Source organism: uncultured Fenollaria sp. (assembly GCF_934202865.1).
Classification (GTDB): Bacteria; Bacillota; Clostridia; order Tissierellales; family Peptoniphilaceae; genus Fenollaria.
Window position 1 is genome coordinate 1 of sequence record NZ_CAKPYL010000034.1, and the last position, 15,825, is coordinate 15,825.

The window sequence follows — 15,825 nt, forward strand, 5'->3', positions numbered from 1 at the left end:
TTGCGCCAACGCCACGCGAATATGTCTTTTTGCCAAGCTTAAGTGCAATGTCACCGTATGTACATGTCTCTCCATACTTTAGATTTCTGATCTCTTTTAAAGCTCTCTCTTGAAATTCTTTTGCCTTCACTCTTATAGGTATGTCGAAATCTTTTCTCTCGCCTTTAAAGTACTCATCAAGCTGTTTAACGGTTCTATCAATAATCTCGTTCTTCTCTTTTTTGCTACCGTATATGCCTTGATGGCCGAAGCGTAAGTATACGAGCGCATCGTCTTCAGCTACTGCAGTCATTTCACCTAATGGAGAATCGAAGTGGTGAACATAATATGTTTTATTTTTATCGAAATAGTTCGTTATCATTTGATCATCTCCCGAGTACAATTATATTACAATATATCTGCCCTGTCAACATATAATAATGAAAACTAGATATATTTTATTAATTTTACATGCAAAAGCGAATAGTATAATAAATTTAACTAAGTTGATGCGTTTAAATATGCTTTTAGACATAAAATAAGGCGAGTATTAACCCGCCTTATATATTATTATCCGAAATTATTTATTTTTTCTCTTAATGCTTGCTTGAGCTGCTGCTAGTCTTGCGATTGGCACTCTATATGGTGAGCAGCTTACGTAGTCAAGTCCGATTGCGTCACAGAACTCGATTGATCTAGGATCTCCACCGTGTTCACCGCATATACCTACGTGTATATCAGGTCTTGTTTGTCTGCCAAGCTTAGTACCCATGTCAAGTAATTTACCAACGCCTTCTGTATCTAGTGAGTCGAATGGACTTCTTTCGTAGATACCATGATCAAGGTATGCGTTAACAAACTTGCCATAGTCATCTCTTGAGTAGCCCCAAGTCATTTGAGTCATATCGTTAGTACCGAAGCTGAAGAATTCCGCTTCTTTTGCAATTTCATCAGCAAGTAGTGCTGCTCTTGGTACTTCAACCATAGTACCAATTTCGTAGTCAAGCTTCTTATTCTTTTCTTCGAATACTTTATTTATTTCTTCTACTAATTCTTTTTTAACAAATACAAGTTCTTTTAGCTCGCCTATTAATGGAATCATAATCATAGGTTTGATATCTTTTTTGATTTCTTCGCTTACGTTTATAGCTGCTTCAATGATGGCTCTAACTTGCATTCTATAGATTTCTGGCCATGTTACACATAGTCTGCATCCTCTGTGACCAAGCATTGGGTTAAATTCTTTCATATCTTCGATTCTGTCTTCAATGACTTGAGTTGTGATGCCCATGTCTTTAGCAAGGCTTTCTATATCTTCTTCAGTCTTTGGAAGGAACTCATGTAGAGGTGGATCAAGTAATCTTATTACTACGCCCTTTTCTCCCATAACCTTGAATATGCCTTCGAAGTCATCTCTTTGATAAGGAAGAAGTTTTTCAAGAGCTTTTTCTCTCTCTTCAAGTGTCTTAGAAAGTATCATCTTTCTAACTTGAAAGATTCTCTTATCATCAAAGAACATGTGTTCTGTTCTGCAAAGACCTATGCCTTGTGCACCAAAGTCAAGTGCTTGCTTAGCGTCTCTTGGGTTATCTGCATTTGCTTTTACTTCTAGAGTTCTAAATTCATCAGCCCATTCCATAAACTTAGCAAAATTACCGCTTAGTTCAGGAGTAACTTTCTTGATTTCTCCTAGGTATACATAACCAGTTGAACCGTCTATAGAGATAGTGTCTCCTTCTTTAATTTCGCCGCCATTGTATCTGATAACTTTATCGTCTTCATCAACTCTTAGTTCAGAGCATCCTGCAACACAGCACTTACCCATACCTCTAGCAACTACAGCAGCGTGGGATGTCATACCGCCTCTAGCTGTTAGTATACCTTCAGCATATACCATACCGTCTATATCTTCTGGAGATGTTTCTTCTCTTACTAAGATAGTCTTTACGTTATTCTTGTGATATTCAACAACCTTATCTGGTGAGAACACTACAACGCCTGATGCAGCTCCTGGTGAAGCTGGTAGGCCTTTTGTAATTTCAGTTTTGCTTAATACATCTTTTTCTTCAAATGTTGGGTGAAGAATTTGATCAATTGACTTTGGTTCAATTCTTAAGATTGCTTCTTCTTTACTGATTAAACCTTCGTTCACTTGATCAACTGCTATGTTTATAGCTGCCTTTGTAGTTCTCTTACCATTTCTGCATTGAAGCATGAAAAGCTTGCCATTTTCAACTGTAAATTCAATGTCTTGCATATCTTTATAGTGTTTTTCTAGCTTTTCAACAGTTTCTTTGAACTCTTTATAAACGCTTGGCAATTCATTTTCAAGTCTAGCAATAGGTTCTGGTGTTCTAACGCCTGCAACAACGTCTTCGCCTTGAGCGTCAATTAAAAATTCACCAAATAAAACGTTTTCACCTGTAGCTGGGTTTCTTGTGAAAGCAACGCCAGTACCAGAGTTCATGCCCATGTTACCAAATACCATCTCTTGAACGTTAACAGCTGTGCCAAGTGTATCAGAAATTTCATTTAGCTTTCTGTATGTCTTAGCTCTTGGTGTGTTCCAAGACATGAATACGGCTTTAACTGCGTTAAATAATTGAACATTTGGATCTTGTGGGAAGTCTTCTCCAATGTATTTTTTGTAAATAGCTTTGTATTCTTTTACTATTTCTTTTAAGTCGTCTGTATTTAAGTCAATATCGTTTTCAATATTTCTTTTTTCTTTTTGTTTATTTAATACTTTTTCAAATTCAGCTTTTGGGATACCCATGGCAACATCTGAAAACATTTGAATAAATCTTCTGTAACTGTCATAGGCAAATCTTTCGTTATTAGTCTTCTTTGCAAGTCCTTCAACTGTCACATCGTTTAAACCAAGATTTAATATAGTGTCCATCATGCCTGGCATTGATATCTTCGCTCCACTTCTTACTGAGAATAGTAGCGGATTTTCTTTGTCTGAAAAGCCCTTATTAGTGATCTTTTCAACATTTTCAATACCCTTTCTAATTTCTTCCTTTAAATCTTGCCATAGTTCTTCATTTTCTTCGTAAAACCTGTTGCACGCTTCAGTTGTAATTGTAAATCCGTTAGGTACTGGTAGGCCTAAATTAGTCATTTCAGCTAAGTTAGCTCCCTTGCCTCCTAACAAATCTCTCATATCTTTATTGCCTTCTTTAAAGCTATAAACATACTTTTCCATCTGTATCCTCCTATTGCTTATTTAATTTTGAAGATATCTAACTATAGTGCTAGATACTTCTTCTATAGATTTTCCATACATAGATATAACAAATATGCCTAATTTACTATAGATCTCGCGAGCGTATTCATTTTCATAAAATACTCTCTCAAGCGATGAGTAATTAGATACACCTGTTATGCCTAGGTCTTTGTCTCTTTCCTTCCTTATCTTGGATAAATACTCCTCATCTTGTATTAGGCCAATCATTTTTGACTTGTCTAAGTCCTTAATCACATCAAATTGGTCGACCTCTGGTACAAGTGGTATATTTATCGCGTTTAATCCTAAAGAAGCAAGATAATAACAAAGAGGTGTCTTACCTGACCTCGATGGTCCTAAGATAATAACATCCGCACTTGATATATTGTCAAATGTTTTGCCGTCATCATTGTCAATTGCATAAGCAAAAGATTTATTTACATCCATAGAAAATCACCACCTAAATTATACCACAACGAAAAGTATTATTCAATAATTTACAATATATTAATACTTTTATTAATCTTTCTTAAAAAATTCTACGCCTGCCTTGAATAAGTTTTGTATTTCAATGTCAGCAACGTTCTTAAATGTATCTGTTTCAACTCTTTCTGCGTGAGCCATCTTGCCAAGTATCTTTCCATCTGGTGATAGCATTGACTCGATATCAAAGTTTGATCCATTAGGGTTGTCTAAATATTCAAAAGCTAATTGAGCGTTATCGCTAAGTTTTTCGTAAAGCTCCTTGTTGATTAATAATCTTCCTTCGCCATGTGAGATAGGTACTCTATACGTCTTGTCCTTATCGATGTACTTAAGCCATGGTGATGATGTTGTTAGAGCCTTAGTCTTAACGATTCTTGCGATGTGTCTAGATATATTGTTATATGTTAATGTTGGGTCGTCTTCATCAATGTCTTTAATCTTGCCATATGGTAGTAGTCCAGTCTTGATTAATGCTTGGAAGCCGTTACAAATACCTAGTATCAAGCCATCATTTTCTTCAAGAAGATACTCTACAGCTTCTTTTACCTTTGGATTTCTTAATACATTAGCAATGAATTTACCTGATCCGTCTGGTTCGTCAGATAATGAGAAGCCACCTGGTATAAATAAAATTTGACTTTCTTTAATTTTCTTTGCTAGATCATCGATTGACTTGTCAATGTGTTCGTTATCTAGGTTATTGAATACAAATACATCAACCTTAGCGCCTTCTTTTTCAAAAGCATATTTTGAATCAAATTCAGAGTTTGTTCCTGGGAATACTGGTATTATAACCTTAACTTCATCAACCGGCTTCTTTGATTTAGCTCTAAATTCTTTTTCAGTAAATTTATTTTCACTCTTAGCTACTCTTTTTTCTTCGCCAAATATTTCTAGTAATGGTTTTTCATAAGCTTCTTTATATTCTTCAAGGTCTAAACGTCTACCATTGATAATGATGCTTGCATCTGTATTAGTTGTACCAAGGTATTCAATTCTTGGAAGGTCTTCAGTGTATTCAACGATATACGAACCATAAAGCTCTTTGAACATTATGTCAGCGTCCATGTTGATGTTAAAGCCGATATCATTACCAAATGCCATCTTCATAAGAAGAGGAAGAGTTGTATCTCTATTGATTGCAATAGCACTTCTAACTTTCTTTCTTGAGATAAGGCTAACAAGCTCAACGCTGTTCTTCTTAAATTCATTTAAATCAAGTGTATTGTCATCGTTAATAGTTGTTCTTATTAAACCAAGCTTCATATTGCCCTTAAGTTCAGGTGTTACGACGTCTTCTATGTTCATAGATGTTACTGCAAATGAAATCAATGTTGGTGGTACGTTTAAATCATTAAATGTTCCACTCATTGAATCCTTTCCACCAATTGATGGGATTTGTAAGTCGTTACAGATCTTAAACGCGCCAAGCAATGCCTCGAATGGTTTGGACCACTTATATGGGTCATCATTTAATTTTTCAAAGTACTCTTGGAATGTTAATCTTGCTTTGAATGGGCTTGCTCCATGTGAGGCAATTTTCGCAAGTGACTCAACTACTGCATAGTAAGCTCCGAAGAATGGACTCTTTTCTGATAGATATGGATCGAATCCATATGTCATTATGCTCGCTGTTGATGATTCTCCTTTAGTTGTTGGTATTCTTGCTATCATAGCTTGTTCTGGTGATAATTGGTTCTTGCCGCCTAATGGTTGAACGATGCTGCCTCTACCAACTGATGAGTCAAATCTTTCTATAAGCGATTTTTTAGAAGCGACATTGATGTCTTCTAGTCTCTTCTTTAGTTCTACTGTAAAATCATCTGCCAAATCTTCGTTAAATAGTTCTACTTCCTCCGGCTTAAAGATAACATCTTGTTTTCTTGGAGCGCCAGTTGAGTTTAAGAACTCTCTCTTTAAATTACATACTTCTATATCATTATACATCATGATAAGTCTTTCAGAATCAGTAACTTCGGCAACTATTGTTGCTTCAAGATTTTCAGAATTTGCATATTCTTTAAACTTTTCATAATTTTCTTTAGCGATGACTACAGCCATTCTCTCTTGTGATTCTGATATAGCTATCTCCATAGGGCTTAGTCCTTGATACTTTAGTGGCACCTTGTCTAAGTGAATTAATAATGAATCTGCTAATTCACCTATAGCAACGCTGACTCCGCCTGCACCAAAGTCATTACATCTCTTTATCATTTTAGCTAATTCAGGTATTCTAAATAGCCTTTGTATCTTTCTCTCTGTTGGTGCATTGCCCTTTTGTACTTCAGCAGCCGAGTCTTCAACTGATTTGTCTGTTTGTATCTTAGAGCTTCCTGTTGCTCCGCCAATGCCGTCTCTACCAGTCTTTCCACCAAGTAAAATGATTATATCGCCATTAGCAGGTACGCCTCTGTATACATTTTCCATAGGTGCTGCAGCAATAACTGCACCTACTTCCATCCTCTTAGCTTTGTAGCCTGGATGGTAAACTTCGTCAACATAGCCTGTTGCTAAACCTATTTGATTACCGTATGAAGAGTATCCTCTAGCTGCGTCTAAAACTATCTTTCTTTGAGGAAGCTTTCCTTCAAGTGTATCTTCAATAGCTTCTCTAGGGTCTGCTGCTCCTGTTATTCTCATAGCTTGGTAAACATAGCTTCTTCCTGATAGTGGGTCTCTTATAGCTCCGCCAAGGCATGTTTGAGCGCCACCGAATGGTTCTATCTCAGTTGGGTGATTATGTGTTTCGTTCTTAAACATTAGTAGGTAGTCTCTAAGTCTTCCGTCTACGCTAACCTTAATCTTAACCGAGCATGCGTTTATCTCTTCACTTACTTCTAAATCGCTAAGCTTACCTAAGCTTCTTAGCTTCTTAGTAACTATTGTAGCTAGGTCCATAAGTGTAAGATCTTTCTTTGAGAATTGTTTTCTCGCCTTTAAGTATTCATTAAGTGTATTTCTAATTACTTCGATAAATTCACTTTCGCCTTCGAAGTTGATATTTGTTAATTGTGTATTAAATGTAGTGTGTCTGCAGTGGTCTGACCAATATGTGTCGATTAACTTAAGCTCTGTTTGGCTTGGATCTCTATCTTCTTTTATAAAGTAGTCTTGGAAAACTTTTAAGTCTTCTGTAGACATAGCAAGTGCTTCCTTATCATGGAAGTCCTTTAGTCCTTTGTCATCAAGTTTAATAAAGCCGTCATAAACTATAGACTCGATCTTAGTGTCAACACTTTCCTTAAGTGTTGTTGGTATACCAATCAATACGCCTTCTGCTTGGTCAACTGTATTTATAAGATGTTTCTTAATCTTCTTAATGTCGTCTTCGCTTACATCGCCTTTAATCTCATATACTTTTTCACATCTTGCTAAAACTTCATCCTTGCCAAGAGTAACCTTGATTGTATCCTTTAAGCCTTGTTCCCTTTGATCGAATTGGCCCTTTTTGTATCTAACAACAAAGGCATTCTTCAAATTCTTTTCCATTTCTAAAGCATCGTCCGCTAAATAAATATTATCTACCGGTTTTTCGCATAAAATGGTATTCGATATCTTATTAATTTCTTCATCAGAAAGTAATTCAATATCGTATCTGTTATAAACTTTAATTGAGTCGATATTTATCTTAAGAAATTCTTTAATCTCTTGAGTTAAACCGTTAGACTCCGCATCAAATTCATCTTTTTTACAAACATAAACTCTCTTAACCACTGGACCAATATCCCTCCTATAATGCATTTTATCAAATGAAATCTTTTGGATTTCATCATAAACTTTTTTATATGCTTCTTCAAATGTATCGGCTTTAGAAAGTATATTTATTACCCTGCCGCCATTAGTAAGTAGCTTTGCGTCATCAGCCTTAACGCCTGCGTAATTAATTTTAACGCCTTCTGATAATTCATCTAAGCCTTTTATTTCATAGCCTTTGTCATACTTGGCTGGATAGCCACCAGATGCTAATACGACGTTAACTATCTTTTTATCATTTACTTCTAATTTATATTCATCAAGCTTTGCTTCACTTGTCTTGATAAGCGCATCCAATAAAGATGAGTCAATTCTTTCTAAGATAACTTCAGTTTCAGGATCGCCGAACCTTGTGTTAAACTCTAAAACTTTTATTCCGTCTGAGTTTATCATAAGACCTGCGAATAAAATCCCTCTATAGTCAATGCCTTCAGCTTCAAGACCTTTTATGAATGGCTTTACAAGCTCTTCCTCTATGTCCTTTAAATATGGTAGTGCCATAAGGTTTGGTGAGTATGAGCCCATGCCGCCTGTATTTTCACCAGTTTCGCCTTCAAAAACCTTTTTATGGTCCTTAGCACTTGGTAGCATTATATACTCTCCATTTGATATAAGCACGTGAACAGATGTTTCGAAGCCATCTATATATTCTTCGACTATAATCTTATCATCACCAAATTTTTTATCTAATAGTAGTTCATTAAGCGCTTCATCTATTCCTTTTTCGCTTGAAGCTATGATGACGCCCTTGCCTTGAGCAAGTCCATCATACTTAAGTACTACTTTATTCACTTTTGATTCGTTAAGTAGTTTGCTAGCGTATTCCTTCGCATCGTCAATGCTGTCTGTCTCAAGGTACTTAGCTGTATCTATGTGATACTTCTCCATGAACTTCTTTGAAAATGCTTTGCTCTTTTCAAATATTGCTGCTTCTTTCTTTGGACCAAAGATTTTAAGTCCTTCTGCTTCGAACTTATCGACAATGCCATAGCATAGTGGATCTTCTGGTCCAACTATAGTGTAATCAACAGCATTATCCTTAGCGTAAGCAATTAACTTGTCAAAATCCATAACTTTTATATCAATATTTTTGAATTCGCTCTCAGTCTTGCCATTACCAGGTGCAAAGACAATCTCTACTGAGCGGTCTTGTTCTTTAATTTTTGAAGCGATGGCGTACTCACGGCCACCACTACCTATAATTAATATCTTCATAGCTAACTCCTTATATTTGTACAAAGCCAACTTTTTTCATTACTTTTCTTAAAGTCTTATTAGCAAGGTATCTCGCTTTATCTCTACCTTCTGCCATAAGCTTTTCTAGTCCTTCTTTGTCTTGAATGACTTCATTGAAATTATATTGAAAGTCTTTTAAATCTTCATATATGATATCTGCTAAATCTTCTTTAAACTCTTTATATCCAAGTGAATCATACTTCTTGACTATATCTTCAGGACTGATGCCAGTAAATGAACTGTATATATTTATAAGATTATATAAACCAGCTCTATTTTGGTCATAAGCAAAGTTTGGCTCGCTATCTGTAACAGCCTTTCTAATCTTTGAGTAAATTCTGTCTTTGCTATCCATGATATAGATAAAACTGTTTTGATCTTCGTCTGACTTACTCATCTTTTTACTTGGATCTTGTAGTGACATAATTCTCTTTCCTGTCTTGGCAATGTAAGCTTCAGGCACTTTGAATGTATCTGAGTACTTGCTGTTGAATCTGATTGCTAAGTCTCTTGCTAGCTCCATGTGCTGAGTTTGATCTTCACCGACAGGTACTAAATCTGTTTGATATAAAAGTATGTCACCCGCCATTAGTACTGGATATGTTAATAGACCTGCGTTACAGTTTTCTGGAGACTTTTTGGACTTGTCTTTATATTGAGTCATTCTGTTAAGCTGACCAATATAGGCAATTGTATCAAGTATCCAGCCTAGCATAGCGTGTTCTGGTACATGTGATTGAACGAATAAAACGCTTTTTTCTGGATCAACACCACTCACTAACATCATCGCAAATATCTCATAGGTCTTCTTCCTTAATTCCTTAGGCACCTTTGGTACTGTGATGCTATGAAGGTCAGCAACTGCATATAAACAATTGTAATCATCTTGTAGTTTAGCTAAGTTCTTTAAAGCTCCTAGGTAATTACCTATGGTTAAATCACCTGAGGGCTGTATGGCGCTAAATGCTGTTTTCTTATCCATTGTATATCTCCTTTATTACTTACTAAATATCGCTACTAAATGTGTCTCCGTCTTGAATTGTGCCTTTTTCAAAGCCTTTCTTGAACCATTCCATCCTTTGTTCGCTCGTTCCATGAGTAAAGCTATCTGGAACTACTCTTCCTTGATACTTTTCTTGAAGTGTATCGTCGCCTATCTTTGATGCGGCATTAATCGCTTCTTCAAAGTCGCCTTCTTCTAAGATGTCTCTATCTTGTATGTGCTTTGCGAATACTCCTGCGAAGTAATCTGCTTGCAATTCAAGTCTAACCGAGTATTGATTATATTCTTTTTCAGATACCTTTCCTTGTAATGAATGAACCTTGTCTAAGATACCTAATTGTTTTTGTACGTGATGGCCTACTTCATGAGCTAATACATAGGCCATGGCAAAGTCACCCTTTGCTCCAAACTCATTCTTAAGCTGATCAAAGAAAGACAAATCGATGTAGATGTCCTTATCCACTGAACAATAGAAAGGACCCATTTGTTCTGATGCAAAGCCGCAGCCAGAATTTATGCTGCCTGTAAATAGATTTAATTGTGGTTCTTCGTATTCTATACCATTTTCCTCAAATATTTCATGCCAAACATCTTCAGTGTCTTTTAAGACGACCGAGATAAATTGTTTGTACTCTTCTTCTCTTTCACTTGTAATCGGTGTGCCTTGGCCGTTTTGTATGCCTGCGCCAGGACCGCTTGGTCCGCCTATTAGGCCTCTACCAAAAACTAAGTATAGTACTAGAAGCAGTATCATACCTCCAGTTCCCATCTTGAAGCCGCCAAAGTTTGGCATGCCGCCTCCGCCTGATTGTCCTCTTCTATCGTTTACATTTGAAGATCCTTGTCTTCCTCTCCACTTCATTTCATCACCCCTAAATATTTTTAATAATTTCTTCGACTTTACTTACTACTAAGTCTTCATCTATGCACTTTATTACTTTATTTTCCATAATTATCTTACCGTTGATTATAGTCGTATCAACTTCACTTCCGTTCATTGAGTAAACCATAGCGCTAATCAAATTATTTTGTGGCTTTAAATTTGTATTATCTAAATCAATTAGAATTAAATCTGCAAGTGATCCTTCGCTAATATTTACATCTTCATCAAATATATATTTATATGGATTAATAGTCGCGAGCTTAAGTACTTCTCCTGCACTCATCACCTTTGGATCAAGTGAACGAGCCTTAGCTACAAGTGATACCGCTCTCATCTCAGTAAACATGTTTTGCATATTATTTGAACTAGCTCCGTCAGTACCTATAGACAGCTTATCACCGTGCACAAACATATTCTTTATATCTGGTATGCCGCTTGCTAGCTTCATATTTGATGATACATTTAAACTTACTAGTGCATTACTTTTTGCTATGATGTCCATATCTTCTTCAGATAGATGAACGCAGTGCGCTAGTATTGTCTTTTGATCAAACATGCCGAGCTCCTTAAATATTTTTATTGGGCTCTTCTTATACTCCTTGTAAGAGTTATTTACTTCAGTTAAAGTTTCGTTCGCATGTGTATGAATGATTAAGTCTAGCTCTTTCGCAAGGTCTATGCAACTCTTTAAGTAATCAAGTCCAGTTGTGTATATAGCGTGAGGTGCGATGGCTAGCCTTAACAGGCCATCCTTTTGATGGTATTTTTCATACATATCACGAATATTAGCTTCTCTCTCTTTATTAAAGGCATCATTTGTCATGCCTCTAGCAATAAGGCCTCTCATACCCACTTCACTAGCTGCATCAAAAACCCTTTCACAGAACATATACATATCATTAAAGGCTGTTGTACCAGTCTTAACTAGCTCTATAAATGTTAATAGACTGGCCCAATAAATATCTTCAGCTGTTAATTTTGACTCAAGTGGCCAAATTTTATTTTGCAGCCAATCCATTAGCTCCATATCATCAGCGTAGTTCCTAAATACGCTCATGGCTATGTGGTTATGCGTGTTAAATAGTCCTGGCATAAGTAATTTATCACTACCGTCAATAGTATAGGCACCAGCTTCGTCAATCTTATCAGCAATTTTCTTAACTCTATTGCCATCGATTAATACATCACATGGGCCATTAATGATTGATTTATCTACGTAAATATACTTAACATTTTTAATTACTATCATCTTAACCTCCTATAGATATGTGAAATTCTCTTTTGTATAAACAACTAGTGGCACTATGACTAGGCATGCTGTTATGCTTAGTAGTGATGCTACTAGATTAACTTTTATGATTCTACCTATATTGTATATGTTTGCAGCATTTGCAATTAAAAGCGCAATTATATAGCTGAGCATCTTCGATATAAGTATCGAAATAAAAAGCGAGAATATATATGATATATTAAACTTCTTATGACTTATATAGCCTATAGCAAAACCAAACACTACTTCAATTTCTAGCATAAGCGTTCTTATATCTGCGTTTAAGCTCTTTCTATATAATAAATTTAGTATAAATATCAAAATTACGCTTGGTATAGAAAACTTTATATCTAGCGTAAATACAGCTATGTAAGTAAATAGCAGTATTGCTAAGTACTCATTAAAGCCTTTGTCTAGCTTTATTAAAGCAAAGTTCATCGCTAGACTCAAAGCTATCAGTATAAAAGCTAAAATTATATCTATAGCATTATCTTTAATAAATTTCATTATGATCTTTCCTTAGTTCATTTATATTTTTCGTTGTAATATTTTTTCTCTCTATATTAAATTCTTTTATAAGCTCTTCAAGTTTTTCATCGTTCTTTACTTCAATTTCAAGATAAGGCCTGTCAAAAGTTTCTTTGTCATATTCATCAAAATCAAAGCGAGCGTCCTTATATAGATATGAATCCCTCTCCTTATAATCCACTTTTTCAGGAATAATTCCAAGCATTTCGAAAATTTCTAGTATTGCATCCTTATCTTTAACTTCACTCGTAACCTCTTTTGAGTTACGTAGCCCGCCGCTGTCCTTTACTCTTATCTTATATGTCAAGTAAAAAGTCTTCTTACCATCTTTATCCACTTCTCTAAGTCTTAATAGAGATTTTAATAAATTTGTCTTAGCGTCTATATCGCATTTCAATATATAATTCACTTGTTTCTCTTCACCTAAGTGCTCTGCTCCCTTCGATAGAAGCTCCTCTTTAAGCGCGTCTAAGTCAAGATTAAAAACTTTTACTTCTTTTTCTCTCTCTATCATTATTTTATAACTAGACTTGCTAATTTTTCATCTATGATTACAGTTACGTCTGGATGCAAATTTAGTAGTGATACTGGCACTTTAGATGATATCTTTTTAGAATTTAATAAATAATCTATTGCAAAACTCTTTTGATTGCCGCTTGCGATTAAAACAATTTTTTTCGCTTTAAATATAGAGCCAACCCCCATAGTAATGGCAAATTTGGGCACATCATCTATATCGTCAAAGAATCTTGAATTTGCTACTCTTGTTGACTCAGATAGCTCTTGCACATATGTTACCGAGCTTAAATCGTCACCTGGCTCGTTAAAACCTATGTGACCGTTTTTGCCAACGCCAAGCACTTGTAAATCGATCTCATAATGAGAAAGGCTTTCTTCGTACTCCTTAGCCGCCTTTTCTAAGTCAGCTCCCTCAGCGTGTGGTATATGTGTATTTTTCTTATCTATGTTAATATGATTAAATAAATTCTCATTCATAAAGTAATAATAACTTGCAGGATGGTCCTTACTTAAGCCAACGTATTCATCTAGGTTAAATGTAATTACGTCCTTAAAATCAATAGTGCCATCATTATTAGCCTTGATAAGCTCTTTATACATGCCAATAGGGCTTGATCCTGTCGCCAAACCTAATACACTGTCATGCTTTTCTTGAATTTGTTTAATAAATATTTGAGCTGCTTCCTTGCTCATCTCGTCATAATCTTTGCAAACTATAACCTTCATACTAACACCTCTCTATTAATTTAAGTTTAAAATTTAAGTAATCGCTTGAGACTAATGAATAATCTATGCCATCAATCAAGCCTTCTCTTCTAAATCTATGGCCAGCTGCGTGCAAGTGACCATAAACACATTTGTATACACCATGCTCTTTCATAAGCTCATGGAATTGATTAGCTTCTAAGTCCATGTTAAATGGCGGGTAGTGAAGCATAACTATAATCTTCTTATCCTTATCAGCCTTTTCAAGCGATAACGATAGTCTAATTAACTCTCTAGCTGTTATCTTCTTGTCATTTTCTTCGTCATACTTGTCATTGTCCTCTTGCATCCAGCCTCTTGTTGCGCAGATAGCGTAGTCCTTATACGTGTATGAGTCATTTTGCATGAAGTAAATGGATTTAAAGCCAAAGCCATTCATCTTGGATATGCTTGTCCACCAATAATCATGATTGCCCTTGCTAATAAGTTTCTTGCCTGGCAATTCGTCTATGAATTTTAAATCGTCTATAGCTTCACTGAACCTCATCGCCCAGGATATATCACCAGGTAGCAAGACCAAATCGTCGTCCTTAACCTTCTCTAGCCAGCTCGTCTTAATCTTCTTGTCGTGATCTTGCCAGTTACCTCCAAAGACGCCCATAGGTTTTAAGTCTGTCGAATCTAAATGTAAGTCGCCTATAGCATAAATCATTTTTCCACCTCTATAACTGTATATAATTATAACACAGATTAAGCTCTGAGAGAACACTTTTTTCGACTTTACTGCTCGTAAATAATAATACTTGCTTTTCTTTTGCTAAGAAAGTAAATACTTTTAGCGCAGCTGCCATACGCTCTTCATCAAAAAAGGCAAGGTTCTCGTCAAAGACAAGTGCTAAATCGATATCCAAGACACGGGTTAGTGCAAGCCTTAAACTAAGGTAGGACATTGATAAGACCTGCCTACTAAGCTTTTCCTCCTCATATACAAGGCTAGTTCGTTTGTCTCTTAGCATTATGGTAAAGCTTTCATCAAGCAAGAAGAAATTATATTTATTATCAGAAAACATTTCTAAGTATTTATTTGCCGCGGCAATAATCTTCGGCATATAGCTAGTATTGATCTCAGTAATAAGGCTAGAGATGATTTCGCTCGCAGCGCTTAAAGCCTTTTTCCTTCTTTCAAGCTCCGTGAATCTCGCATCGAGCGCGTCACGTCTTAAGCCAAGTTCGTATGCCCTCTCCATAAGTCTGTCGTTATAATTAAGTTTTGTCTCAAGTGAACTTAGCTCTAAATCGATTTTAGTGATTTCATCTTCCGCCATGCTTATGGAGTAGCCCTTGTACTTATCATAGGCCGCCTCATCTGTTTTTGCTAAATAATCAAGGACCTTCTCTTCACTAAGCTCGTCAAAGTTCTTTTCGCTGTATGTCTTTAGAAACTCATCAAAGCTTTGCAAATAGTTTTGACTCATCTCACGTGATCTTTGCTTAGTATATTCGCTAATGAAGTCCTCATCACTTGCTATATTATATTTATCTAAGATAGCATTTTTATCATCTATAAGCTTTTTATTAGCCTCATCACTCGTCTTAGACTTAGTAAAAATGAATGTTATAGCAAAAATTATAGCCGTTGCACAAGCGCTATATAAAGCAATTTTACTTGACTTGATAAAATAATAAAGCAAGGCAAAAATGCTAAGCAAGGCAAAAATGTATGATATATTTCTTAAACTATGTCTTCTAGCCTCAGTAGATTTTTTCGCTTCAAGTCTATTTTTTATATCATTAAAGGCTTCGTAGTCATCACTAGTAATATTTTTATTCTTATTTAAAAAATCCTTCTTCTTTTCTTTAAGCTCTTCTATCTTTAATGAATTTTCCTTTTTATAATATTCTTTCGCCTTATTGTACTCTGCTAAAAAGTCTTTCTTCTTTAAAATCAAATTTTCTTTCTTTTTATTTAGCTCATCTTTTTTATTAAGCATGGACATAGTATCTTCAAGCGATGCTTCTAGCCCAGCTATATCCCTATCTAGACTTGCTATCTCCTTCTTAAGACTGTATAGCTCCTTGGTCTTGGCATTCTCTGTTCCAATCATTGCAATTTCATCATCAATACTGTTCTTCGCTTCACTTAAATTATATTTGCCTTCATCATTCGTCTTAAGCTTCAGTAAAAGCTCCTTAATATCGTCAAAGTCATCAAAGTATATGTCTTTTGATTGACT

At 35.6% G+C, this 15,825-nt stretch carries 12 protein-coding genes and 1 pseudogene; all 13 read right to left on the minus strand.

The genetic code is table 11. From position 1 onward, the window contains the following. Positions 1–361 (minus strand): methylated-DNA--[protein]-cysteine S-methyltransferase (locus Q0E71_RS04660; RefSeq protein WP_294796519.1); only part of this gene is annotated, 361 nt, incomplete at its 3' end. 198 nt (positions 362–559) lie between these two features. Next, positions 560–3,187, minus strand: coding sequence for a pyruvate, phosphate dikinase (gene ppdK / locus Q0E71_RS04665; protein ID WP_294796521.1), 2,628 nt, complete (start codon positions 3,185–3,187; stop codon positions 560–562). A 21-nt stretch (positions 3,188–3,208) separates the two neighbouring features. Beyond that, positions 3,209–3,655 (minus strand): kinase/pyrophosphorylase, encoded by a 447-nt coding sequence (locus tag Q0E71_RS04670; RefSeq protein ID WP_058260483.1) that lies wholly within the window; start codon positions 3,653–3,655, stop codon positions 3,209–3,211. 72 nt (positions 3,656–3,727) lie between these two features. Further along, positions 3,728–7,435 carry a phosphoribosylformylglycinamidine synthase gene (locus tag Q0E71_RS04675; protein WP_367116817.1) on the minus strand — a complete coding sequence of 1,236 codons (3,708 nt, stop codon included), beginning with the start codon at positions 7,433–7,435 and terminating at the stop codon, positions 3,728–3,730. Next, positions 7,424–8,662, minus strand: a pseudogene (purD, locus tag Q0E71_RS06795) (phosphoribosylamine--glycine ligase); the annotation flags it as partial. The pseudogene purD and the gene Q0E71_RS04675, both read right to left, overlap by 12 nt. A gap of 10 nt (positions 8,663–8,672) precedes the next feature. Beyond that, positions 8,673–9,665: a tryptophan--tRNA ligase gene (gene trpS / locus Q0E71_RS04680; protein WP_294796527.1), complete on the minus strand. Its 993-nt coding sequence runs from the start codon at positions 9,663–9,665 to the stop codon at positions 8,673–8,675. Positions 9,666–9,687: 22 nt separating this feature from the next. Further along, the gene (locus Q0E71_RS04685) at positions 9,688–10,548 is read right to left on the minus strand and encodes a neutral zinc metallopeptidase (RefSeq protein WP_294796529.1); all 861 of its coding nucleotides are present in this window, start codon (positions 10,546–10,548) and stop codon (positions 9,688–9,690) included. A 10-nt stretch (positions 10,549–10,558) separates the two neighbouring features. Continuing rightward, positions 10,559–11,818 (minus strand): amidohydrolase, encoded by a 1,260-nt coding sequence (locus tag Q0E71_RS04690; protein ID WP_294796531.1) that lies wholly within the window; start codon positions 11,816–11,818, stop codon positions 10,559–10,561. 9 nt (positions 11,819–11,827) lie between these two features. Next, positions 11,828–12,346, minus strand: a complete 519-nt coding sequence (locus tag Q0E71_RS04695) for a hypothetical protein (RefSeq protein WP_294796533.1) — start codon at positions 12,344–12,346, stop codon at positions 11,828–11,830. Beyond that, the gene (locus tag Q0E71_RS04700; protein WP_294796535.1) at positions 12,333–12,881 is read right to left on the minus strand and encodes a class IV adenylate cyclase; all 549 of its coding nucleotides are present in this window, start codon (positions 12,879–12,881) and stop codon (positions 12,333–12,335) included. Before Q0E71_RS04700 ends, Q0E71_RS04695 begins: the two co-directional genes overlap by 14 nt. Then, complete coding sequence (gene nagB / locus Q0E71_RS04705) at positions 12,881–13,612, minus strand: glucosamine-6-phosphate deaminase (protein ID WP_294796537.1); 732 nt, start codon at positions 13,610–13,612, stop codon at positions 12,881–12,883. The genes Q0E71_RS04700 and nagB overlap by 1 nt, the downstream gene beginning before the upstream one ends. A gap of 1 nt (position 13,613) precedes the next feature. Beyond that, a complete protein-coding gene (locus tag Q0E71_RS04710) occupies positions 13,614–14,303 on the minus strand; it encodes a metallophosphoesterase (protein ID WP_294796539.1) in 690 nt (229 codons plus the stop codon). A 10-nt stretch (positions 14,304–14,313) separates the two neighbouring features. Beyond that, positions 14,314–15,825: ATP-binding protein (locus Q0E71_RS04715; protein ID WP_294796541.1), on the minus strand; the 1,512-nt coding region annotated here is incomplete at its 5' end.

Bases quoted from the DNA above. Each gene is read 5' to 3' on its own strand.
- Q0E71_RS04710 (WP_294796539.1), bottom strand. From the start codon at position 14,303: ATGATTTATGCTATAGGCGACTTACATTTAGATTCGACAGACTTAAAA.
- Q0E71_RS04700 (WP_294796535.1), bottom strand. From the start codon at position 12,881: ATGATAGAGAGAGAAAAAGAAGTAAAAGTTTTTAATCTTGACTTAGAC.
- trpS (WP_294796527.1), bottom strand. From the start codon at position 9,665: ATGGATAAGAAAACAGCATTTAGCGCCATACAGCCCTCAGGTGATTTA.
- Q0E71_RS04670 (WP_058260483.1), bottom strand. From the start codon at position 3,655: ATGGATGTAAATAAATCTTTTGCTTATGCAATTGACAATGATGACGGC.
- ppdK (WP_294796521.1), bottom strand. From the start codon at position 3,187: ATGGAAAAGTATGTTTATAGCTTTAAAGAAGGCAATAAAGATATGAGA.
- Q0E71_RS04690 (WP_294796531.1), bottom strand. From the start codon at position 11,818: ATGATAGTAATTAAAAATGTTAAGTATATTTACGTAGATAAATCAATC.
- Q0E71_RS04685 (WP_294796529.1), bottom strand. From the start codon at position 10,548: ATGAAGTGGAGAGGAAGACAAGGATCTTCAAATGTAAACGATAGAAGA.
- Q0E71_RS04675 (WP_367116817.1), bottom strand. From the start codon at position 7,435: ATGCATTATAGGAGGGATATTGGTCCAGTGGTTAAGAGAGTTTATGTT.
- nagB (WP_294796537.1), bottom strand. From the start codon at position 13,612: ATGAAGGTTATAGTTTGCAAAGATTATGACGAGATGAGCAAGGAAGCA.
- Q0E71_RS04695 (WP_294796533.1), bottom strand. From the start codon at position 12,346: ATGAAATTTATTAAAGATAATGCTATAGATATAATTTTAGCTTTTATA.